The sequence below is a fragment of the Nonlabens sp. SCSIO 43208 genome (genome assembly GCF_050703575.1).
In the GTDB taxonomy this organism is placed as follows: Bacteria; Bacteroidota; Bacteroidia; order Flavobacteriales; family Flavobacteriaceae; genus Nonlabens; species Nonlabens tegetincola.
The window spans coordinates 2,585,799-2,607,937 of sequence record NZ_CP065365.1 but is presented as its reverse complement, the minus strand read 5'-3'; the positions used below and the strand labels follow the sequence as shown (position 1 = coordinate 2,607,937).

Sequence of the window (22,139 nt, the reverse complement as noted above, 5' to 3'; positions counted from 1 at the left end):
GAAACATTTGAATAATGAGTAGAACAATTAAAAGAAGCGGCAATAATGGTCCCTTAACAAGTGCCGATCATGATTTCAATATGGGTTTAGTAGATCAAGCACTAGAATCTATTGAAAACATAAATTTTGACGGTGTAAAGGTTTATGAAACCCTAGCGGATGCGATAGCAGTTACACCTACACCAGCAGATTATACTGGTTTTTCTGTTGATCCTACTACCGATCCTGATAACGCTGGCCAATATTATTATCTAGCTAGTGAGCAAGACGGAGTAAAAAAGTATAGAGAATTTATCGACAATAAATTTATCATCGATTATTTTTACGATGGTATTTTAGAGTTTGGAGGTATCACTACTTCGGGTGCTGAAGTATTCAACGATGTTAGAGCAAGGAGTTTGCTTTTTAAAGTACCAGTAGGTACTTATAAGATTGTTTTACCTAGCACAGTTCTTATAGGTTTTGTAGTTGCTTATGAAGGTAATACACCATCGCAGTATATAAGCAATAACACTTCATTTACTACAACAGGAAACCAAGACGGTATAAGATTTTCGCTTAAAAAAGTAGACGGAAGTTCTTTTACTTCTACTGAGATTCAAGCACTAGATATAAGTATCATAAGTTCAAATGAAGTTGATTTACAACAACTACCTAAACTAGTTGAGTTTATGGGTAAGGTTGATATTAACTATGAAAATCAAGGTTTTGAGTTTGGTGGTATTGATGCAAGCGGTGGTGAGGTTTCTAATTTTGTACGTGTTAGGTCTGTTGATGTTGTTAGTTTACTTCAAGGTGATTACACACTAATTAACCGATCTGATATTTTAGACGTTAATAAATGCTACGGCTATTTAGATGGTAGCTTTATTGGTGAGATTCCATTTGCAAACAGCAAAATAACAATAGGTAGCAATATCAACGGAATAAGGTTATCACTGGCAAAGCCTGATGGATCAACTATAACACAACAGCAATTAGATGACCTTGTTTTTGAGATAAAAAAAGACGACCTATCACCTCAAACAAATGCAGAATCAACAGTAAGTGGGTTTTACGCAGGTAAAAAACTTGCTGTGTTAGGTGATTCTATTTCTTATGGTTTTATTCCTAGAAACGATCCTGATTACCCTGGTCAATTAGACAGCTATGCAAAGTTATTAGCACAAGAACTAGGAATGAGTTTTCAAAACAATGGTATTAACGGTAGTACACTAGGCGCATTGTCTATTGGTACTTCTTCTAATTCTCCATTTGTTTATAGATATAATGACCTAGATGACGATGCTAAATTAATTATAGTAAAAGGTGGTACTAATGACTTAAATAAAGGTATCCCATTAGGCACGTTTACAGATACAGACGAAACGACCTACTATGGTGCATTGCATATACTAGCAAAAGGATTAATTGAAAAGTACTATATAAATCAAGGTTTGACAATAGGTCAAGGCGTTGACATTCTATTTATAGCGTCTATTAAACAAGGTATCGACCTAGAGGCTACAACAAACGCACAAGGAAAAACTATAAGAGATTATGGTCTAGCAGTTAAGGAAGTAGCTGAATATTATTCCTTACAGTTTTGGGATGGTTGGTCGTTAAGTGGATTAAACCCTCATATTTTCAGAACAGTAACTGGAGTTGATGCACCTAGTTTAGACGATTATAATCCATATATGCCTGATGCTGTTCACCCTAATCAAGAGGGACACGCTATAATGGCTAGGAATTTAAAAAGGTTTATTGATATTAAAAACTGATTTAGGTAATTAAAGAGAGAGTATTGAGGAGTATTAATTAAGTGTAATTACGCTTTCGCGAAAGCTTAAATAGTATGATTTATTCAGGTATAAAATTGATAATAAGCTGCTTTATAATGGCATGGCAAATAGATCTATTCCTGTACACTAATAATGGGTATGTGATAGATTGTATGATTATGACTGTTATAGGCGTGTGTACTGTGAATACTGCAAAATCATTAGTAAAATTAAAAGAATACATACGCTCATGGATGCTCAACTCAAATTAATGTTAATAGTTATAGGTGCTGGCATAGTAGGTAGTGTAGTAAGGATACTAAACGAATTGCAGAAACGTAAAATACCTAATAAAAGAAAGGCTTACATAGCAATGTGTACAGGTGCTTTATTGATTGTAATATGGCACCTACCACCGCTTTTTGGTATCACTGATAGTAAGGTATACTTAAGTATCATCGCTGGTATCATAAGTGTAGATGTTGTGGAGCTGTTTATCACCAAAGGTGCAGGATGGATAGAAAAGTTTATCAATAAAAAATTTAATTTCAAAGAAGATGAAAGTAGTTGATTTGTTTTACCTGGTGATACACTTTGTGATCATCGCATTTATCCTAAGGGCGATTTTTTATTTATTCATGGCAAAAAAACACATGCGGTGGTATGCATTTATCACACGTGTGGTGCCGTTAATTGCTGGTTTGATAGGTTTACTGCATCAAACTAATAATCCAGAGCTGCTTGCAGAGCGTTTTCCTTTTATATGGTTGTTTATGATAGGCTTGTCACATTACTTCTATGTAAGTGCACGTGATATTGCTATGGCAGTAAATACTATTGAAAATACTATTACTGATGAAGTAATCACCAGAAAATTACAAGTACTAGAAGATATTGAAGCCGATGATGGAGAAATCACTCATGTGTGTATTGATGATCTAGATAAAATGCTAGAGATTAATGTGACTTATGCAACATCTAATGCTCGTGATAAGGCTATTAGAAAAATACCACCACATGCTTATAGCGATATGTGTTTTGTGTTTTACATGATGTACAATTCGGTATTTGGACTGCAGGAGCATAAAAAAGCGCATGAACGTATAAGAATCATTGAAGGTGAAGTACTAGAACTACACAGTGGTGATGTTTTTAAAGCTGGTGATATTATAGACTTGCCACCAGGTGAACCACATGGTTTTAAAGCATTGACCTATGTAAAAGGAATTAGTGATCTCAAGAAAATAGAATAGATATGGATGCTGTGATTTATCATAAAAGGCATACTGCAGTAATGCATGTGAGCGCGACAAAAATGAGTCAATCGTTTACAGTTGATGACTGTCGTAGGTATCACTTAAGTAAAGGATGGAGTGATATTGGTTATCATTTTTACATTGATAAACACGGAAAAACACATATAGGTAGGCCATTAAGTAAAAACGGTGCTCACGTAAAAGGTCATAATGTAGGGACTATAGGAATATGTTGTGAAGGTGGACTTGCTGAAAATGGAGCACCAGCAGATACAATGACTGGTAAACAAAAATTTGCAGTTGTGGCCTTGCTGCTAGCATTAAAAAAGGGCAATCCAAAAATGAAGGTAAAAGGCCACCGCGATTATAGTCCTGACTTGAATGGAAATGGAGTTATCGAGCCTTTTGAATTCACCAAGGCTTGCCCTTGTTATGATGCACAAGTTCGTTTTGGAATATTTAGTAGTTCGCTTGATAATGTACTAGCACGCCTGGGATGATTTATTTAAGAAAATACTGGTATGTACTTGTTATAGTTTTATTGCTATTGTTTATCTGGTGGCAAAGAAGTGAACACCAGTCCGAAATAGTAGCACATGACAAAGAAATTCTTAAACAAGCACAGGAGCGTGAGCAAAAGGCTATTGATAGTTTGAGAATAATCAATACTAATCTACAACTGGATCTAGAACGAGAACTAAACAAGCCAGCTGTACAAATTCCTAAGTATTATGAGAAGATTATATACATTGATGTTAGTGATAGTACCATTATTAAGTCTGTCACAAACGCCACAAACCGATATAGAACGAAAAGGCAATAAATGGGTTATTTCAAACGATGCTGCAAACGCCTATCACTTCTTAACTGTAGAAAGAGATTCACTACTCAAAGAGGTGTCACGATTAAGAGATCGCATAGACACGCTAGAGAGCGAGAAAAAAGAAATTATTAAACTTGCTTTAACTGCATCACAACAGATTGATGAGCAGGTTAATGAACAACAGCAGGCTAGTGATCAAGTTGATGAAAGTCAAAGTAATATTTTAAGATACTTTAAAAAACAATCAAAAGGCATACAGCTTACTGGTTATTTACTTACTGATGTGCAACAATGGGATGCGATACGTTTTCAACCACGATTAAGCTTTCCTTTGACCGGTAATTGGTTTTTTGCCAGCGATGCTGTAATAACTCAGGATAATAAGCCTAGTTATTTAGTTGGAGTAGGGTATAGGTTTTTATAGTTCAAATACTCTATTTTCAAGATCTTCTGTGGGAATGTATATCTGGAAGTCTTTTCTTGTAGGTATGTTTCCAACAAATAAGCATTTACCTTCACCTATACGCTTACAAGTTAGTTTGTAGAAATCTTTATCGTTTTCTGGGTATTCTGGAAGTACCTTGTATTTTTTGCCTGTAGTTAATTGCATAAAAAAACCTATTCTTGTACAAAAATAGGTTTTAAAAAGATGAAAGAGTATCAAAATGAGGTTGTGAAAATACAAATTAATAGTTATAAATCGCAACAAAATCACAACAAAATATTGTGTTAAAGTTTGTTATGTATTGTAAGTCAATTGATTATGATTATATTGTAGTTTATCTTCTAAGCAGACGGTCACAGGTTCGAATCCTGTCGCGATCACGAAATAAAAAAACCACGCTGATAAGCGTGGTTTTTTTATTTAAGGAGATATCTTTTTTTAATATCTTGATTAATGGATTGGATTAGATAAATGATTTAAAAATGCTATATCCAAGGTGCAGCATAATCATTCCTAGTATCATACTTCCGAAAAAATAAAGGCCTGCATTTAAAAAATCTCCATTTTTAATAAATTTTACTAATTCTAATGAAAATGTTGAGAAGGTGGTAAGGCCACCACAAAATCCTATTCCTAATAATAAATATCTAGGATGCGATATACTATCTGTACGCTCAGTCAACTGCCATAAGATTCCCAATAAGAAACAACCTAGAACATTTACAATCAAGGTAGGTAACCATTTTATTGTACCAGAATTCATGTATATGGAAAGGGCATACCTTAGGTAACTACCTATGCCACCACCAATAAAAACTAAAAAGAAGCTTTTCATTCTTGAATAGGTAAATAAATTTCTGTTAGATATGCTGCTGGATTTACCGTTTCATCTTTAGAGACTCTATAAACGATATAAGGAGAAATATCAGAGGCATCTAAATTATTCGAGACTCTATAAGCTGTTGCCTCTTCCCAGGCTTTATTTAAAAATTCATGTTTTCCTTTTAAGGTTGCTTTAATGGCCTGAGTTGCAGGTGTAAAACCACATAAAACATTGCTACCTGTTTCAGTTTCTATTCTATCTTTAACAGGAATGGCAGCAGAAAATATTAACTGACCTAAAGTAGGATCGTTTTTTTCAAAAATGATCATAGGATTTCCAAATGGCTTTATATCATGAATATTCATGTACTTTTTTATGTTTTGAAACATACTTTCTTGCAAGGTTTCCATGGTTTTTGTTGTTGCACTTGTAGACATGTATAAGTAGTAACTGCCGCCTGTATCAAGAACTCCATCCACTGATACTGTATATTTATTCAATTCCTGATGTACAACACTGTCCAAATTCTTAAGGCCTTGTTGATACATAGGTCTTATTTCCTTTTCTAAATCAATTCCAAAAATCGCGTTGAGCATTTTTTCTTTCAGGCTATTCTCACCTTTAATATTCCAAATAACTTTATTTGCTTTTTCCTCAGGCATTATCATCATACTTACCTCACTATTGGAAACAGCAAATCCGCTATCGTACTGCATATCAAAGACTATTTTCTTATTTGGGTCTACGTTTGTGATAGTCATTTTACCATTACCATATTCATCTGTAAAGGTGTAATAGCCACCTACACCGCTTGTTTGTTCTCTCATTGTCGAGTTTATACCATCTTGCATGGTCCATGGATTCCAATTATTCCAACTTTCAAAATCATCTATTTGCTCATAGATAACTTGTGTAGGTGCTTCGATAGTATATTCTTCAGTAATACTATATGTTCCGTCTTGAAGGGAGAAATACACTACACTGGCAATAATACCAATTACTAATAAGATGATAAAGTACTTTAATGCTTTCATAGGGTTGATAGAATTAATGGCCAAAAAGGTATGACAAATCTATATAAAATAAAACTGCCAGCTGTATAAGCCGGCAGTCTGATGAAAGTCTAGAGACTTTCTTCCCCCTAAAATTCAGTTAATAAAAGAAGTATTGGTCGATTGTGAAAATCCTCTTATTACTTATCCAAATATATTAGCATCTAAGCGGGAAGAAGTACCCCTAAATGGGTATTTTTAAAATAATTTATATATAAAAACACGATTTTAATTAACAAATGTTAATTGTAGTGTTTGTGTACGGATAAAGCGTATCTCATGAGTTCTCCTTTTCCTTTGAGCCCCAACTTCTGAATCATGTTTTTACGATGCTTTATAATAGTACCTACTGCGGTATGTCTGATCTCTGCAATTTCTGAACTTTGTTTCCCTTGCGCTATTAATTTAAGTATAACTCTTTCAGTTGGAGACAATTTAGGTTTAATATCCGCTTTTGTGTAAATTTCTTCAACAGCAATATTTTTATCAAAATAACTTTTACCTCTTGAAACTTCAATAATAGCTTTTCTGATTTCTTCTAGTGGCCTACGTTTCAATAGGTACCCAGATGCACCGGCTTTTATAGCATCGTTTATAGCATCATCATGCTCAAACATAGAGAAAAAAATCACCTTAATTTTTGGATGCGTTTTCTTGATTGTTTTACACATTTCAATACCATTCATACGAGGCATACTTATATCTGATAGAATAATATCGGGATTACGGTGCTTGATGTTTTCTAACAATTCTTTACCGTCGTGGGCAGTTCCTATCACGGTAATTTCTGGATCATTTTCAAGTAATAATTTAGTTGCATCTACAATGGATACATGGTCGTCTGCAATTAGTAGGTTGATCATAACGGTATATCGATGGTTATTGTGGTTCCAAAACCAGGTTGCGAGTCTATTTCAAATGTTCCTCCTGTATTTTCTACCTTTTTCTCTATACTATATAGTCCCATTCCATCAGTTGGTTTAATTGATACAACATTCATCCCTATACCGTTGTCTTCAATCATGATGTTTAAATGGTCTTCATAAGCAGTTAGATTAATAAAGGCCTCGCTGGCTTGTGCGTGTTTTATAATATTATTTAATAATTCTTGTATTATTCTAAAAATCAATAGTTCTAGACTGTTTTCTAATGTCGTGTCTAGCCCATAGTGGATCACTTCGACATCTAACTCTTTACTTTGACTGATTTTTTGAGCTAGACTCTCTACACTAGGTATTAAACCTTTACTAGCTAGAACACCTGTAAAGCGTTTATGCGACATTTGACGAATTTTTTCATAAGTATCGTTAAGCAGTTGTTCTGTTCTATCAAAATAAATCTTATTGTCTTGTTGGGCTGCTTGCCGTTTTAAATTTTCAAAATGCAGTTTCATAGTGGTAAGAGAACTGCCTAGGTCATCATGTAATTCGGTGGCTATTTCCTTTCGTTCTTTTTCTTGACCAGCAATCATAGCATCGATAGTAGATAACTCTTGCTCTTTCAGTATTTTATCTTTTTGGGCCATGATGAGTTTCTTCTCTTTTTCTACTAAAAGCTTTTTCTTACGCTGGTTGTTAAAAAACCACAAACCAATAACGCTTATAAGGACTGCTGTTGCTATAAGCGCGATAATAACCTTTTGATTTTGTTCGTTTTTAGCTTCTTGTTCTGCTATTTTTTTCTCTTTCTCAGCAGTTTCATATTTTGCCTCAAGCTCTTGTATTTTATTCTCACTTTGTCTAGCATTAATGGTATCAATGTTATCAAGTACATCAACAAATAATTCGCTGCTCAGCTTATATTTGTTGTTATAGTGGTAGGCTTCAGCAAGATTTCTCTTATTATTAATAAGGTTAAGTAGGTCTAGGTTATCAGGAGCGAGTTCTTGAGCTTTCAACGTATACTCAAGAAACTTCTCATAATTCTCCATTCTTTTATAGACCTGTCCAGTATTGTTGTAGTTACCATATAGTCCAGTAGTATCCTTAATTTTAGAATAGTACTTTTCTATTTTTTTTTGAAAAATTAAAGCAGAATCTAACAATCCTTGACGCTGATAAACTACTGAAAGATTACTTTCAACAGTAAAAATATCTTCAGTTTTGTTGTATTCCTTTGCTATTTCTCTAGCCTTCCACAATTCATTTTTTGCTTGGTTATATTGATTATTGTGGATTAAGTACCCTGTTGAATATAGGTAGCTAGTAATCTCAAGATCGGGATCCTCTAATTTTTTAGCAATTTTTTTATTGACCTCTATAAGATCCATAAAACCATCAGGCACCTCGCTTACATAAAAATAGGTATAGATTAATTCATCATTAATATAGAATAGACTTTTTAAATCTTGTGGATCACATGATTTTTTAAGTTCAAGAAGCCTATTATAATGAGCAGGAGCATCGTGATTTATTCCATATTGAGCAGCACTTTCTGCAATTTTAATGCGGTACTGCTCATATATTGAATAGTCATCAAGGTTCAATGTATCTACAATAGCTAGAGTAGTTTCATATTCATTATCATAATTATTGATGAGTAAGTCTACATATGAAAATTCCTGAGCTACAATCCATTGAGAAATAAATAAAAATAAGAGGCTGGCTACTGTTCTCAAGAAGGTCTTATTTTATTTTTCTTTTCATCATATTACCAATTAGGATAGGTTTAGAAACTTCTTCGGCGTCCTCACAGTAATCAATATCTAAAGAAGTATCCATGATAAAATCACCACTAAAACTTTGGTTAAATTCAATCGTTTTATTGTCGGGAGCGCCTTGTTCAAAAACGATTACCATTTTATACTTATCATCTTCGTTTATAATTTGAGCATCGGTAACGTATCCTATATCATTAGCAATGGTATGAAACGTACCACTTACTAAAGTTACAGTTTCATCGTTGGTCCCACTAGGTTCCCAGGTAAAATCTGCTTTTACGATAGGAGCATTTTCTTTTGAGGCAAGAATTACATTTTCATCTTCGTAATAAAAGTCTACCGTTATAGCAGGATCGATAGTGTAATTGCATTCCATTGATGCTGCTTTCTTCTCAATTGTGGTTTCCATTTCCTGCATATTTTCTGGCTTTTTTTCTTCTTTACAGGCGGTCATTAAAGTTGCAACGGCGATTAATGCAAGTGAAATTCTTTTCATAATTAATTGGTTTATAGAATGAGTAAATTAAGTTAAATGGCTAGCATTATTCAATACCCTTTATGGGGTACGTCTAGCTATGTAAATGTAAAAATTCTTTACAATATGAATATTCCTACAACTAGCAGTCGTCTCAAATGGATTACAGATTATTCAACTTAATTAAATAATTGATAATTAATTATTTGAAGGTGAGATGGTGTTTTCGCTTTCGCGAAAGCGAAAATCATTAAATAAAAGTAAGTAAGATTTATTTAAGGAATTCCTGAAGAATATATTGATAAAGTTGTTTTTGATTCATGTCTACTAAGCTCATTGAATCATCGAGTAGTTCACTCTCTATAGCATTTACAAGATTATTATTATTCAAATCATGTTTATGAAGTTTCCACTTGTCATCATGATATTCCAAGGCTGTGCAATGTTCAACCCAGTCACCACTATTTAAATATCGTATTGACGAGCCATTTTTAAAATCTATCGTTTTGTCGGTAGGTTGGTGAATGTGACCGCAAATCACATAGTCATAACCTTGTTGACGAGCCATTTCTATAGCAGTTTGCTCAAAGTTGCTGATAAATTTTACTGCACCTTTTACACTGGTTTTTATTTTACGAGATAGTGAAACTTTACCTTTACCTAGTTTTCTAGACAAATAATTAATAGCGGTGTTTACTAAAATCAAGCTATCATAGCTCATCGCACCTATTTTTGCCAACCATTTACTATTTTGAATGGAAACATCAAAAATATCACCGTGAAAAAACAGGGCAGTTTTTCCGTTACAATTCCATTCTAGCTTATTTACAATTTTGATATTACCCAGTTCAAGGCCATTGAATTTTCTGAGCATTTCATCGTGATTACCAGTGATATAATAAATTAGAGTTCCTTTGGATGCTAGTTGAAATAGTTGTTTTACTACTTTCATGTGACTTTTGGGCCAGTAGCGTTTTGAGAACTGCCACATATCAATAATATCGCCGTTAAGAACTAAAGTGTCTGGTTTTATACTTTTTAAATAGCTATAGATTTCTTTTGATTGACAACCATAGGTTCCCAAATGTACATCGCTTATTACTACAAGATCCACTTTTCGTTTCATATAACCCTTTAATAATGATGTTTATAAAACTAATTGAAAGGGTTGATTACTAGGTTATAAGAATTTTATGTGTTCTTTATTTAAAGGCTATCACTTAATGAAATAATTGTAAAAAAGCCGTCATTAAAATGACGGCCTAGCATAACATTGAATTTAGTTTAATTATCTTATTTCAAACTGAGAATCAATAGTTAACCATTTATTTATGTTAGAATTATTATACAATCTTTAACCAAACCTAATCTCGCTTAAGCTTACTTAACTTTTTGACTAATCAACAAATATTGAATTAGTTGAAATGAAAATTTCATCGATAAAAAAACCGCTATTTCTAATTAAAGAATAGCGGTTTCCAACATTTAAAATTAACTTTCTAATTAGAAAGGATAAGCATTACTATCAGTTACTTTATCTGCGATCGTATTTCTTAACGCTACGATATTAGGCAGATTTGTATATTTAGTAAATCGTTTAAGTCCCATAAGCATCATGCGTTGTTCGTCACCTTCTGCAAAGCTTGCGATACCTTCTTCAGCTCTGTTTTGGATGATTTTCACTGCATTGTATAAGTATAGCTGAGACATAGCAATTTGCTCTTTTTGCGCTTCTTCACTTGACCTAGCGATATTTTTCTGAGTTCTAAGGATAGCACTTTCAGCCATATAAATCTCAATAAGAATGTCTGATGCAGCCATAAGTAACTGTTGGTGTTGTTCAAGTTCAGTTCCAAATTTTTGAACTGCACTACCAGCTACCATTAAGAATACTTTTTTAAGTTTCTTAATCATATCCATTTCTTCACTTAATGGCTCAGAAAAATCTGGTACATCAAAAGAAGGAATAGAGGTAAGTTCATTTGCCACAGCCATTGCTGGTTCCAGTAAATTTACATGACCTTTCATCGCCTTTTTAACAAGCATACCAACGGCAAGCATTCTATTTATTTCATTTGTACCTTCATATATTCTTGAGATACGAGCATCACGCCACGCTGCTTCCATAGGAGCATCGGCACTGAATCCCATACCACCGTATATTTGAATACCTTCATCACTACAGTTTTGAATATCTTCAGATACAGCTACCTTAAGAATAGAACATTCAATCGCAAACTCTTCAACTCCTTTCAGTTCTGCAGTTGCAAATTCATCTCCTTGTTCTTGTCTAATATGGATACGATTTTCTATGTCTTTTGCTGCACGATATGAAGCACTTTCACCTACGTAAGCACTTGTAGCCATGTCGGCTAATTTCTTACGAATAGCACCAAATTTTGCGATTGGAGTTTTAAACTGCTCACGTTCATTTGCATATTGAGTAGCTAAAGAAATTACACGACGCTGTGCATCTAAACAAGCTGCAGCAAGTTTGATACGACCTACGTTAAGAGCGTTCATAGCAATTTTAAATCCTTCACCACGTCCAGCCAGCATATTTTCAACAGGAACTAGGCAATCATTAAAAAATACTTGACGGGTAGAAGAGGAGTGAATTCCTAACTTGTGTTCTTCCTCACCTAATGTAATACCATTTGACGGGTCATTTTCTACAATGAAACCTGTGATATTTTTATCATCTTCTAAACGGGCAAATACTACAAATACGTTACAAAAACCTGCATTTGAGATCCACATTTTCTGACCGTTGATTTTGTAGTGTTTACCGTCCTCAGTAAGTTCAGCTTTAGTCTTACCCGAATTTGCATCTGATCCAGCACCAGGCTCTGTCAAACAGTAAGCTCCAAACCACTCACCTGTAGCAAGTTTTGGAACATATTTTTTCTTCTGCTCTTCAGTTCCATAAAGTGTAATAGGCATAGTACCTATTCCAGTATGAGCACCAAAAGCTGTAGCAATAGAACCAGTTGCTCCTGATATGTAATCACATACTAACATGGTTGAGACGAATCCCATTCCTAGACCATCATATTCTTCAGGTACAGCTACACCTAAGAATCCCATTTCACCTGCTTTACGCATTACTTCTTCAGTAAGAGCGTAATCTTTCTTTTCAAATCTTTCTTTATGCGGTACAACTTCTTTGTCTACAAATTCTGTTACCGACTCTTTCATCATGATTTGTTCCTCAGAAAAATCTTCAGGAGTAAATACGTCCTGTGGATTTGTTTCTTTCACGATAAATTGACCACCACGGATTATACCGCTTTCATTTGTTGTTTCTGTTGCCATTTTTTTACTTTTTATTACGATACTTAGAAGAAAGAATGGTACTCAAATCTATTTTGAAATTGATTACCTAGTCCCAGCATATTAATTTGTGCCTAGCAGATCAGTCTTCTAACTTTTTTAATGATTGTTTTATTTAAGGAATTCGTAAACACCACAAGCTCCTTGACCTGTCCCTACACACATAGTTACAAGACCATATTTATTCTCTAAATTTTGACGTCGCATTTCATCAAATAATTGTACACTTAATTTTGCTCCTGTACATCCTAGTGGATGTCCTAGTGCAATAGCTCCTCCATTTGGGTTCACTATATCTTGGTTAAGGCCCAATTCTCTGATTACTGCAAGTGATTGAGAAGCAAATGCTTCATTTAATTCAATCATACTTACATCATTTAAAGTAATTCCTGCTTGTTTAAGTGCCTTTGGAATAGCCTTTACTGGACCAATACCCATAATTCTAGGAGGAACACCTGCAGCTGCAAAGTTTACCATACGTGCGATAGGTTCAAGATTTAATTCTTTTACCATTTCTTCACTCATCACTAGAACCATAGCTGCTCCATCACTCATTTGTGATGAGTTACCAGCGGTTACCGAACCACCAGCAGCAAATACAGGTCTTAATTTTCCTAAAACCTCCAGTTTTGTATCAGCACGTGGTCCTTCATCTTTGTTTACAGTGTAGGAGCGTGTTTCCTTTTTACCAGCAGCGTTAATAAAAGTTTCCTCTACTTCTATAGGAACGATTTGGTCTTGAAATCTATCTTCAGCAAGTGCTTTCAAAGCTTTTTGATGAGAATTAAAGGCAAACTCATCTTGGTCTTCTCTAGAAACTTTGAATTCGTTTGCAACAGCCTCTGCAGTTAACCCCATTCCCCAGTAATAGTCTTCGTTACCGGCTTTTGCTACTCGGTAATCTGGAGTAGGTTTATAACCACCCATTGGAATATAGGACATCGACTCTGCACCACCGGCAATAATACAATCTGCCATTCCCGATTGTATTTTTGCGGTCGCCATGGCAATAGTTTCTACACCACTAGCACAATATCTATTTACAGTTACACCAGGAACATCATCAATTTTTAATCCCATTAATGAAATTAAACGCGCCATATTAAGTCCTTGTTCAGCCTCGGGCATTGCGTTACCTATGATAACATCATCAATTCTTGTTTTATCCAAGGCAGGAACATCTTTAAGCATAGCTTCAATTGTTTCTGCTGCCAGTTCATCTGGTCTTTTAAATCTGAATACTCCTTTAGGAGCTTTTCCCACTGCTGTTCTTTTAGCAGCAACTATATATGCAGTCTTGTTCATTTCTTTAATATTATAACAGGATTATAGATTTATGTTTGAGAACAAGTTATCTAATTGAAATCCTATCATTTGTTATTTTTTTATTTGCTGTGAAACTGTTTTATTAAATTAGTTTCTTAACGGTTTACCTTTTTGCAACATGTGCTGTAAACGTTCCAAAGTTTTACGTTCACCAGTTAAACTTAAAAAGGCTTCTCTTTCAAGATCTAATAAATATTGCTCGGATACCAGAGTTGGAGCACTTAAATCACCACCAGCCATTACGTAAGCTAATTTATTGGCGATTTTCTTATCATGCTCGCTTATGTATTTTCCAGCTTCCATACTGTCTGTACCTACTAAGAACATTCCTAATGCTTGTTTACCTAGTACCTTAATGTCTTTACGTGGTGCAGGTTGTGTGTATCCTTTATCTGCCATTAGGCGTGCCTGCGCTTTCGCGAAAGCGATACGACGATTGTCATTAACAACGACTTGATCAATTCCTCTTCTTAAGATTCCTAGGTCGTAGGCTTCGTAAGCACTAGTTGCTACCTTGGCCATACCTACAGTTAAGAAATATTCTTGTAAACGGTTAAGTTCTACATCGTTCTTTTCGAAGGTGTCACTTGCACGTAGCGCCATTTCCTTTGATCCACCACCACCTGGAATAACTCCTACTCCAAATTCTACTAGACCTATGTAGGTTTCGGCACTGGCTACTGCCATATCACTGTGCATCGTAATTTCACAACCACCACCTAATGTCATTTGGTGAGGTGCAACAACTGTTGGAATACTGCTGTAACGTAATCTCATTACGGTATTTTGGAATTGCTTAATAGCCATATTAAGCTCATCGTATTCTTGCTCTACAGCCATCATGAATATCATACCGATGTTTGCTCCAACGGAGAAATTTGCTCCATTGTTTGCAACTACAAGTCCATCAAAGCGGTCTTCGGCAATATCTATAGCTTTATTAAGTCCAGCTAATACATCGCCACCAATCGAATTCATTTTTGAAGTGAACTCTACATTTAAAATACCATCACCTATATCATGAACAGTAACACCACTGTTTTTAAATACTGGCGCATGTGCTCTAAGGTTGTCTAGAATAATAAAACCATCTTGTCCTGGTTTCTTAACGTAATCCTTGTCAGGAATAGAGTAGTAATAAGTTGCTCCATCGCGTACAGTGTAAAAAGAGTCATAACCTTTTTCTAGCATTTCTGTCACCCAAGCAGCTGGTTCCTTACCTATTGCTTTCATAAGTTCTACACCTTTTGCAACGCCTACAGCGTCCCAAACTTGGTATGGACCATGTTCCCATCCGAATCCAGCACTCATCGCATCGTCAATACGGTATAACTCGTCTGAGATTTCAGGAATCCTATGTTGTACGTAAGCAAATAGTGATGCAAATGATTTTCTATAAAATTCTCCTGCTTTATCTTTTCCTTTTATCAGAACAGGAAAACGATCTGCAACATTATCAATAGTCTTAGTTAACTCTAATGTTGCAAATTTTGCTCTAGGCTGTTTAACATATTCTAGTGTATCTAGATCTAGAGCTAAAATTTCCTTTTTACCCTCGTTTGAAACACTTTTCTTATAGAAGCCTTGACCTGTTTTTGAACCTAACCATTTGTTTTCCATCATAGTGCTGATGAAATCTGGTAATTTAAACGTGTCACGGTGCTCGTCTTGTGGACAGTTTTCATAGACTCCGTTTGCTACGTGTACCAACGTATCCAATCCTACTACGTCTACTGTTCTAAAAGTAGCAGACTTAGCACGTCCAATAACAGGACCGGTAAGTTTATCTACTTCTGTAACTGTAAGGCCCATTTCTTTTACTGTATGAAATAGACTTTGTATAGAAAAAATTCCGATTCTATTTCCAATAAATGCTGGTGTATCTTTAGCTAATACTGAAGTTTTTCCTAAGTATTTTTCACCGTACTCCATAAGAAAATCCGTAACTGATGGATCACAGTTAGGTCCTGGAACTACTTCGAATAATTTTAAATATCTAGGAGGATTAAAGAAGTGGGTTACTGCAAAATGCTTTTGAAAATCCTCACTACGACCTTCATTCATAAATCCAATTGGAATTCCAGAAGTATTTGAGGTTATTAAGGTACCAGGTTTACGGTACTTTTCAATTTGTTCAAAAACAGATTTTTTAATATCTAACCGCTCAACAACAACTTCTATTACCCAATCTGTATTTGAGATTTTTTTCAAATCATCTTCTACGTTTCCTGTCGAAATACGATTTGCAAAAGCTTTATTATACAGAGGAGCTGGCTTACTTTTTATTGCAGCAGCAAGATTATCATTTACCATACGATTACGTACAGCTTTGTCTTCAAGGGTTAAACCTTTAGCTTTTTCTTTATCTGTAAGCTCTCGTGGAACAATATCTAATAATAATACCTCACAGCCAATATTGGCAAAGTGACAGGCAATTCCACTACCCATGATTCCAGAACCGATTACGGTTACATGTTTGATTCTTCTTTTTCCCATATTACTTTCTAACTAAAAAGGGTTGATTTTTAAATATCTTTTTTGAATTAACTATTTCATTTATTCGGTAAGCTACTTCTAGAAATGTTTCTAGTTTATCTTCTTCAATTTCCTCACGTATGTGGTTGTCAAAGGTTTTTACAACGGATTTAGAAAATTCTCGCATTTCCCTACCGAATGGTGTTAAATGAATTAAAACACTACGACCATCTTCTGGATTTTTTTTCCTTTCAATAAGTCCTTTGTTTTCCATCATTTTAAGTGTTCGAGATAATGATGTCGCTTCCATTCCCATCTTTGGACCTAAGGCTGTACTAGGAGTTCCATTCTCGGGATCTATACTTATTAAAGCAAAACCTGTAGCCATTGTACTGCCTTTTACTGCGGCTTGTTCGTTGTACATTTTAGACACTGACATCCAGGTAGCTCTTAAAATATAATCTATTGTTTTATTATGTCTCATACTCATTAATAGACCGCAAGATAAAACATTTTACTATGCACGCATAATAAATTAACAAAAAACTTCAATCGTTATAGTAGTTTGAATAATCATAAAATTACTAATTATATTTTAATTATACTCGAGTTGAATAGCTCAATTTTAGAGTTAAATATCTGACTATAAGTTTATAAAAGTTCGATAAATAAAAAAGCCTCTGATTTTTTATAATCAGAGGCTCTAAAGAGTCGGTTACTTAAAAATCTTTGTTAGTAATTGATATAAACCCAACTAGCTGTATCTTCTTCATCAGGATCATTATACTCAATAGTATAGAAATATACTCCTACAGGTACTAGGCCATCGCCAGCAAGTAAACCTTTATTTGGTATTCCTGCAAATTCTTCATAATTATTTGCTGACGTTTCATAAATCATACTTCCATTACGATTAAAAATCTTCAATACAAAATTAGGGAACTGTTCTGCTAGTCCTGGAATAGAGAATGTGTCGTTTACTCCATCATCATTTGGTGAGAATCCTTCTGGAAAAATGATTTCACATCTTTCGAAAATTATTGTAAATGCAACCACATTGAAACAACCTGTTTGTATATTCTCTAAGCGTGCAAAAAGAGTTCCTGTAGTAACACCGGCCTGAAAAGGCGTTGAGTAATTTGTTCCTAATGCATTAGAATCAGCTTCAGCATCTGCTTGAGATTCATAGTAGTTAACGATGTGATTAGCTGGATCATTACCATTAAGCACAGCATCATCTTGTACTGATAAATCAAATGTATTTTGATCTAAAGAGCTATTTTCATCACAGATATTGGCAAGATCTTGAGGTTGACCAATACTTGGAGCATCTAAAACTGAGATATCAAACTGTGTAGTATTTGAACAACCATTTGAATCAGTCAATCTTACATAAATTGTTTGAGTTCCAGTTACAGTGTATGGCGAGGATAATGGATTAGCTCCTGTTTCAGCATCTCCTTGTGAAGCATGATAGCTTACTGAACCTAGACCATTTGGATCTACTTCAATATCTTGTTCTGTTAGATCAAAGTCTGAACTACCGTCTAAAGGAGCATCGTCACACACTTCTATATTCATAGGAGTTCCGATTGTAGGCTCGTTTAAAACTACCAAATTAAATTGAGCAGTACTGTAACAGTCTTGATCAACGTCGTTTTCAACTCTTACATAAATAGTTTCAGGACTAGAAGTGTTAGTGTAAGCGACAGATGTGTCAATAGCATTCATGCCAGTATCTGCATCCATTTGAGTAGGGTGTAAGGTAATGGTAACATTGAATGAAGTACTTACAGCTGATTGTATGGTAGGTAAATATGAAGCAAGATCAAAATCTTCAATTCCGTCTTGTGAAATATCATCACAAGTTTCAAAATCTGGTATCGGATTGATTGCTGGAGTAGGACTTACCATTAAATCAAATGAATCAATAGCACTACATCCATCGTCAATAGGTGAGGTATTGTTTGCTATCCTTACCCAAATTGTTGTAGTTCCTAAAGGAGCATCAAAATTCAATGGTAATTCATTTACACCTGCATCTGCATCGGTTTGATTTGCGTGGTAAGTGATATCAAATGTAGTAGCATCTTGGCTACCTAAAACATCTGCTGTGAACTGACTTAAGTCAACAATCTCACTACCTGAAGCGTCATCATCACAATAGTTAAGTAATGTAGTATCAATAGGATCAACGATTCCATTTTCATAAATGGTAATTTCTTGAGTAAAGTTTCTTGTATCTCCTGAAACGTTAGTCACGTTTACACTCACTACATAAGTTCCTGCAGAAGCATAGGTATTGTATACAGCAACAGGTCCTGTAACACTGGCTGTATTACCATCACCGAAATCCCATGTACTTGCTGCTACCTGTGGTAAACAAGCTAAAAGAAATTCAGTTGCATCACCTTGACACTGATCGTTAAGAGTGAAAGAACTGGAGAAACTAGATTGAACAAATACAGGTAACCCTTGTTTTGATACACCAGGGCTGATGTCAAATCCGTTTGCATTATAGGTTGCGGTAGGAGTTTCAGGCCCTACTATCATTCCTAATTCTGTTTGATCAAAACGACCAACATAAATATTTCCATCACGAGCTAATTGTAACGTAGATCTCCCTTCCGAAACATCAGCTATCTCTCTTTTGGTTGCTAGAATATTATTAGCATCACACAACTCGTATTGAAAGATCTTTTTATTTCCATTAAATCCATAGGTGCTACTTTCATCATGATACAAATACTGAGAAGAAGGAGAGAATTCTGCTCCATAAACAGGACCGTTATGAAGGACTAAACCATTTCCACCAAATTGACCATTTCCTGGGTTAAAGTCGTACAAAACAGTACCTTCAAAACCATTAAAGCTATTCTGGTTACAGATTACTAGCTTTGTACCATCAGGACTTACTCTAAGTTGTCCTCTGTCTGCACTAGAAGATGCAGTTGGAACTGAATAGTATGGAAGGTTTCCATTTCCTTGTTGTAAAACAGGATTTGGGAATACAAATGAAACATTAGGACCTGGAATACCTCTTACTTCCCAGGTAAATAGTGCGTTAAAGTTACCAGTACCATTTACAGTTGAAGTGGCATTACTTTCAGCAAAGGTCATTACATAGGCATTATTACTACCTGTTTGAATAGTAGCAGCTACTTTCTCTGCACAGGATTGGATAAGTACTACGTTTTTAACACCGGCAACAACATCTCCTAATCCACCGTTAAGAGACATTTCAACTCTAGAGTATGATAAAGGGCCATTACCACCAGCACCTACCGTAAAAATAAAATAAACTCCAGGTGATTCTGGAGCTTTTACGATTATGGCACTTTGGGTACTAGAGAAGTTACCATCTAAACCTGTACCGTTAGGCATTATGTTACCATTTCTATTCCATACTGTGATTCCGTCTGTAAAAAATAAAAGGTTTCCTGAATCATCTGAAATCGATGCAACACCTTCATCCGTATCATATCCAGATGTAGCTACTGCTGGATCTAGTGAACGATTTTGAGGGTTTGGAGTGAATTCTACACCAGCTTGATCTCCAAAGATCCACCATGAGGATTCTTCTTGGGCAAGCATGGTTGTACTTACAAAAATTAAGAGTAATAAAGAGTAAATTGTTTTCATGTTGTTTTTCAAGTTATCTTAAGTATACATAGCCGGCTTGTGGCTTTGTGTTTGGTTCGTTTAATTCAATCACGTAAAAGTATGTCCCTGTAGGTAGCAAACCTGTGGTCGAGGTAAGTCCAACATTACTTGTTCCATCCCAAGATGCAGAGTTATTATCTCCTTCCCATACTTTTTGACCGTATCTAGTAAAAATAGAAATTTTATGATTTTCATAAACATTTTTTAACCCAGAAACGATGAACGTATCATTTAATCCGTCGTTATTAGGCGTTACCACGTTAAACACCTCTATTGGACAGTTTTCTACTTGTAAATTCAGTTGAGAAATGTTAAAACAGTTGTCGTTTTCGACTCTAATAAAAATACTTTCAGGATTGGAAATATTTCTATAAATCATATTACTATTTATAATGTTACTTCCATTTGTCGCATCTTCCCTTGAGGTATGAAAGGAAACGATTTGATCGTTTCTAGTCGAAACTAGATCAGCGATTACGCTTAGATCAAATGAAGCTGTATCAAAACCTTCATCACATTTAGTTATTTGATCAGGAATGCTATTAATAACTACGTTTGGATATACTTGTATTTCTTTTTCTAAATCAATTGTTTGAGTAGGCGTTTGAATGGTTACTCGCACTATAAAAGTACCTACTTGAGAAAAAGTGTGTGTAGGGCTAAGATTGATAGATGAGTTGTTTGTTCCACTTGCAGGATCGCCAAAATCCCATGTAATACTATCAATTTGAGCTGAAGTTTGAACGGTAAATAAATGATTTTCACCAAAACAATGATCCTCAGCTACTATTTCTCCTGAAATTAAAAAACTTTGGACAAATATCGGTAATCCGTATATCGCAAACGAGTTTTGCGATAACTGAAAATCATTAAATCTATAATCGGCCGAGATACCAGAAAAATTAGGAGTATTGATTACACTAAGCGCATTTTGATTAATCCGACTGTGATAAATTTTGTTATCTGGACCTAGCTGTAAAGCTCCTCTAAAGGTCACTAAATTATCTTCATAAACAACTGTCCTTGAATTTGCTATATTATTTGATGTTAAATCAAATTGTAGTATTTGACCATTAACAAATTCAAAAGTTTGAGTAGTTGATGGATTCATAAAATCGACTTCGGCATATAAAAATTGACCATTGCTTGAAAATTCTACACCGTAAAAGGAACCTCCATCGGCTTTGGTCATTAACGGTTGTGGATTGGATACTATACCAGTGGAATTGTCAAAATCATACAGGTATAATTCTCCGCCGTTCGTGTAGGCGATACTGCGTGCTTCTAATAGGGTAGTGGTATTTGAAAAATCTGATAAAGTATTATTTGAAAAATGAGCAGCTACTAATTTGTCACCTCTAGGGTTTACCTTAATATAGCCTCGCATTGCAGCAACGTCAATATTCGTAAGATTTGTATTTACAAGCTCTATAAACGGTGAAACTATAGATACTACAGGTGTTGTGGTTAATCCGCTCGATGTTAATTCATAACTAAAGAATTTGTCTTCGAATTGAGTAATTATCCAAAAACCTGTACCGCTTGAATTAGAAATTGCAGTAAGTTTCTCTGACGTAAGAGCTAGTAAATTTATATTTTTTTCAGTGGTGATAACATCACCATCACCATTATTCAAACTTAGATCTACTACGGAATAAAAGAATCCTTCATTATTGCGATATAAGATGTCATCCGTGTCTACCGTAAAAACATAAAACCTAGTTGAACTTCCTGGTTGTGGTACAATTATCGCGCTACTGGTGCTGCTGGAATTACCTTTGAGTCCTGTACCATTAGGCATTAAATTATGATTACGGTCATAGATTACACTTCCATCAGTATAGAATAGAAGGTTTCCTTGATTGTCAGATATTGTGGCACAACCTTCTCCTGTAACTAGTTGACCATCATTGAGAGCGGTAACAGTGTTGTTACTAAAATTAATACCAGCGTTAATACCAAAATACCAATTGTTAGATTGTAATTGCGCTTTCGCGAAAGCGAAACAACAACAAATAAGTAGAAAGGATAAATGCTGTTTCATAG

General features: G+C 34.9%; 20 protein-coding genes. 7 read left to right on the top strand and 13 right to left on the bottom strand.

Annotated elements, in window-relative coordinates:
- The first annotated feature begins 14 nt into the window (after nucleotides 1-14).
- From I5168_RS11930 to I5168_RS11905, 6 genes are all read left to right on the top strand, one after another.
- Nucleotides 15-1,763: an SGNH/GDSL hydrolase family protein gene (locus I5168_RS11930; RefSeq protein ID WP_431471902.1), complete on the top strand. Its 1,749-nt coding sequence runs from the start codon at nucleotides 15-17 to the stop codon at nucleotides 1,761-1,763.
- Between the two features lie 271 nt (nucleotides 1,764-2,034).
- The gene (locus I5168_RS11925) at nucleotides 2,035-2,334 is read left to right on the top strand and encodes a hypothetical protein (RefSeq protein ID WP_431471901.1); all 300 of its coding nucleotides are present in this window, start codon (nucleotides 2,035-2,037) and stop codon (nucleotides 2,332-2,334) included.
- Nucleotides 2,335-2,416: 82 nt separating this feature from the next.
- The gene (locus I5168_RS11920) at nucleotides 2,417-3,016 is read left to right on the top strand and encodes a hypothetical protein (RefSeq protein ID WP_431471900.1); all 600 of its coding nucleotides are present in this window, start codon (nucleotides 2,417-2,419) and stop codon (nucleotides 3,014-3,016) included.
- 2 nt (nucleotides 3,017-3,018) lie between these two features.
- The gene (locus tag I5168_RS11915; RefSeq protein WP_431471899.1) at nucleotides 3,019-3,519 is read left to right on the top strand and encodes an N-acetylmuramoyl-L-alanine amidase; all 501 of its coding nucleotides are present in this window, start codon (nucleotides 3,019-3,021) and stop codon (nucleotides 3,517-3,519) included.
- A complete protein-coding gene (locus tag I5168_RS11910; protein WP_431471898.1) occupies nucleotides 3,516-3,842 on the top strand; it encodes a hypothetical protein in 327 nt (108 codons plus the stop codon). The genes I5168_RS11915 and I5168_RS11910 overlap by 4 nt, the downstream gene beginning before the upstream one ends.
- The gene (locus I5168_RS11905) at nucleotides 3,778-4,266 is read left to right on the top strand and encodes a hypothetical protein (RefSeq protein ID WP_431471897.1); all 489 of its coding nucleotides are present in this window, start codon (nucleotides 3,778-3,780) and stop codon (nucleotides 4,264-4,266) included. Before I5168_RS11910 ends, I5168_RS11905 begins: the two co-directional genes overlap by 65 nt.
- On the opposite strand, the gene I5168_RS11900 is transcribed toward I5168_RS11905, so the two are convergent.
- The 6 genes from I5168_RS11900 to I5168_RS11875 all read right to left on the bottom strand — a co-directional run bounded on the left by I5168_RS11900 (nucleotide 4,261) and on the right by I5168_RS11875 (nucleotide 9,317).
- Nucleotides 4,261-4,452, bottom strand: a complete 192-nt coding sequence (locus I5168_RS11900; RefSeq protein WP_431471896.1) for a hypothetical protein — start codon at nucleotides 4,450-4,452, stop codon at nucleotides 4,261-4,263. The two genes, I5168_RS11905 and I5168_RS11900, sit on opposite strands and share 6 nt — an antisense overlap.
- Nucleotides 4,453-4,750: 298 nt before the next feature.
- On the bottom strand, nucleotides 4,751-5,122 hold the full coding sequence (crcB, locus tag I5168_RS11895; protein ID WP_431471895.1) for a fluoride efflux transporter CrcB: 372 nt from the start codon (nucleotides 5,120-5,122) through the stop codon (nucleotides 4,751-4,753).
- A complete protein-coding gene (locus tag I5168_RS11890; RefSeq protein WP_431471894.1) occupies nucleotides 5,119-6,144 on the bottom strand; it encodes an SRPBCC family protein in 1,026 nt (341 codons plus the stop codon). The genes crcB and I5168_RS11890 overlap by 4 nt, the downstream gene beginning before the upstream one ends.
- Before the next feature lie 260 nt (nucleotides 6,145-6,404).
- A complete protein-coding gene (locus I5168_RS11885) occupies nucleotides 6,405-7,025 on the bottom strand; it encodes a response regulator transcription factor (RefSeq protein WP_042278380.1) in 621 nt (206 codons plus the stop codon).
- On the bottom strand, nucleotides 7,022-8,779 hold the full coding sequence (locus I5168_RS11880; RefSeq protein ID WP_105018712.1) for a sensor histidine kinase: 1,758 nt from the start codon (nucleotides 8,777-8,779) through the stop codon (nucleotides 7,022-7,024). Before I5168_RS11880 ends, I5168_RS11885 begins: the two co-directional genes overlap by 4 nt.
- A 7-nt stretch (nucleotides 8,780-8,786) precedes the next feature.
- Entirely contained in the window at nucleotides 8,787-9,317 is a 531-nt protein-coding gene (locus tag I5168_RS11875; RefSeq protein WP_105018713.1) for a hypothetical protein, read from the bottom strand.
- A 36-nt stretch (nucleotides 9,318-9,353) separates the two neighbouring features.
- Here I5168_RS11875 and I5168_RS11870 point away from each other — a divergent pair, with 36 nt between their 5' ends.
- Nucleotides 9,354-9,479, top strand: a complete 126-nt coding sequence (locus tag I5168_RS11870; RefSeq protein WP_258150502.1) for a hypothetical protein — start codon at nucleotides 9,354-9,356, stop codon at nucleotides 9,477-9,479.
- An 88-nt stretch (nucleotides 9,480-9,567) separates the two neighbouring features.
- On the opposite strand, the gene I5168_RS11865 is transcribed toward I5168_RS11870, so the two are convergent.
- From I5168_RS11865 to I5168_RS11835, 7 genes are all read right to left on the bottom strand, one after another.
- Complete coding sequence (locus tag I5168_RS11865; RefSeq protein WP_105018714.1) at nucleotides 9,568-10,422, bottom strand: UDP-2,3-diacylglucosamine diphosphatase; 855 nt, start codon at nucleotides 10,420-10,422, stop codon at nucleotides 9,568-9,570.
- 377 nt (nucleotides 10,423-10,799) lie between these two features.
- Nucleotides 10,800-12,611 (bottom strand): acyl-CoA dehydrogenase family protein, encoded by a 1,812-nt coding sequence (locus I5168_RS11860; RefSeq protein WP_042278387.1) that lies wholly within the window; start codon nucleotides 12,609-12,611, stop codon nucleotides 10,800-10,802.
- Nucleotides 12,612-12,740: 129 nt separating this feature from the next.
- Nucleotides 12,741-13,934 (bottom strand): acetyl-CoA C-acyltransferase, encoded by a 1,194-nt coding sequence (locus I5168_RS11855; RefSeq protein WP_085774448.1) that lies wholly within the window; start codon nucleotides 13,932-13,934, stop codon nucleotides 12,741-12,743.
- Between the two features lie 108 nt (nucleotides 13,935-14,042).
- Nucleotides 14,043-16,451 (bottom strand): 3-hydroxyacyl-CoA dehydrogenase/enoyl-CoA hydratase family protein, encoded by a 2,409-nt coding sequence (locus tag I5168_RS11850; RefSeq protein WP_431471893.1) that lies wholly within the window; start codon nucleotides 16,449-16,451, stop codon nucleotides 14,043-14,045.
- 1 nt (nucleotide 16,452) lies between these two features.
- Complete coding sequence (locus I5168_RS11845) at nucleotides 16,453-16,920, bottom strand: MarR family winged helix-turn-helix transcriptional regulator (protein WP_082586886.1); 468 nt, start codon at nucleotides 16,918-16,920, stop codon at nucleotides 16,453-16,455.
- A gap of 242 nt (nucleotides 16,921-17,162) precedes the next feature.
- Nucleotides 17,163-20,072 carry a gliding motility-associated C-terminal domain-containing protein gene (locus tag I5168_RS11840; RefSeq protein ID WP_431471892.1) on the bottom strand — a complete coding sequence of 970 codons (2,910 nt, stop codon included), beginning with the start codon at nucleotides 20,070-20,072 and terminating at the stop codon, nucleotides 17,163-17,165.
- A gap of 13 nt (nucleotides 20,073-20,085) precedes the next feature.
- Nucleotides 20,086-22,137: a gliding motility-associated C-terminal domain-containing protein gene (locus I5168_RS11835; protein WP_431471891.1), complete on the bottom strand. Its 2,052-nt coding sequence runs from the start codon at nucleotides 22,135-22,137 to the stop codon at nucleotides 20,086-20,088.
- Nucleotides 22,138-22,139: the final 2 nt, after the last annotated feature.

Excerpts from the sequence above, each read along its gene's own strand:
- I5168_RS11925 (WP_431471901.1), top strand. The coding sequence starts at position 2,035 with ATGTTAATAGTTATAGGTGCTGGCATAGTAGGTAGTGTAGTAAGGATA.
- I5168_RS11855 (WP_085774448.1), bottom strand. The coding sequence starts at position 13,934 with ATGAACAAGACTGCATATATAGTTGCTGCTAAAAGAACAGCAGTGGGA.
- I5168_RS11870 (WP_258150502.1), top strand. The coding sequence starts at position 9,354 with ATGGCTAGCATTATTCAATACCCTTTATGGGGTACGTCTAGCTATGTA.
- I5168_RS11930 (WP_431471902.1), top strand. The coding sequence starts at position 15 with ATGAGTAGAACAATTAAAAGAAGCGGCAATAATGGTCCCTTAACAAGT.
- I5168_RS11885 (WP_042278380.1), bottom strand. The coding sequence starts at position 7,025 with ATGATCAACCTACTAATTGCAGACGACCATGTATCCATTGTAGATGCA.
- I5168_RS11840 (WP_431471892.1), bottom strand. The coding sequence starts at position 20,072 with ATGAAAACAATTTACTCTTTATTACTCTTAATTTTTGTAAGTACAACC.
- I5168_RS11890 (WP_431471894.1), bottom strand. The coding sequence starts at position 6,144 with ATGAAAGCATTAAAGTACTTTATCATCTTATTAGTAATTGGTATTATT.
- I5168_RS11845 (WP_082586886.1), bottom strand. The coding sequence starts at position 16,920 with ATGAGTATGAGACATAATAAAACAATAGATTATATTTTAAGAGCTACC.
- I5168_RS11910 (WP_431471898.1), top strand. The coding sequence starts at position 3,516 with ATGATTTATTTAAGAAAATACTGGTATGTACTTGTTATAGTTTTATTG.
- I5168_RS11850 (WP_431471893.1), bottom strand. The coding sequence starts at position 16,451 with ATGGGAAAAAGAAGAATCAAACATGTAACCGTAATCGGTTCTGGAATC.
- I5168_RS11875 (WP_105018713.1), bottom strand. The coding sequence starts at position 9,317 with ATGAAAAGAATTTCACTTGCATTAATCGCCGTTGCAACTTTAATGACC.
- I5168_RS11865 (WP_105018714.1), bottom strand. The coding sequence starts at position 10,422 with ATGAAACGAAAAGTGGATCTTGTAGTAATAAGCGATGTACATTTGGGA.
- crcB (WP_431471895.1), bottom strand. The coding sequence starts at position 5,122 with ATGAAAAGCTTCTTTTTAGTTTTTATTGGTGGTGGCATAGGTAGTTAC.
- I5168_RS11900 (WP_431471896.1), bottom strand. The coding sequence starts at position 4,452 with ATGCAATTAACTACAGGCAAAAAATACAAGGTACTTCCAGAATACCCA.
- I5168_RS11915 (WP_431471899.1), top strand. The coding sequence starts at position 3,019 with ATGGATGCTGTGATTTATCATAAAAGGCATACTGCAGTAATGCATGTG.
- I5168_RS11860 (WP_042278387.1), bottom strand. The coding sequence starts at position 12,611 with ATGGCAACAGAAACAACAAATGAAAGCGGTATAATCCGTGGTGGTCAA.
- I5168_RS11835 (WP_431471891.1), bottom strand. The coding sequence starts at position 22,137 with ATGAAACAGCATTTATCCTTTCTACTTATTTGTTGTTGTTTCGCTTTC.
- I5168_RS11920 (WP_431471900.1), top strand. The coding sequence starts at position 2,417 with ATGCGGTGGTATGCATTTATCACACGTGTGGTGCCGTTAATTGCTGGT.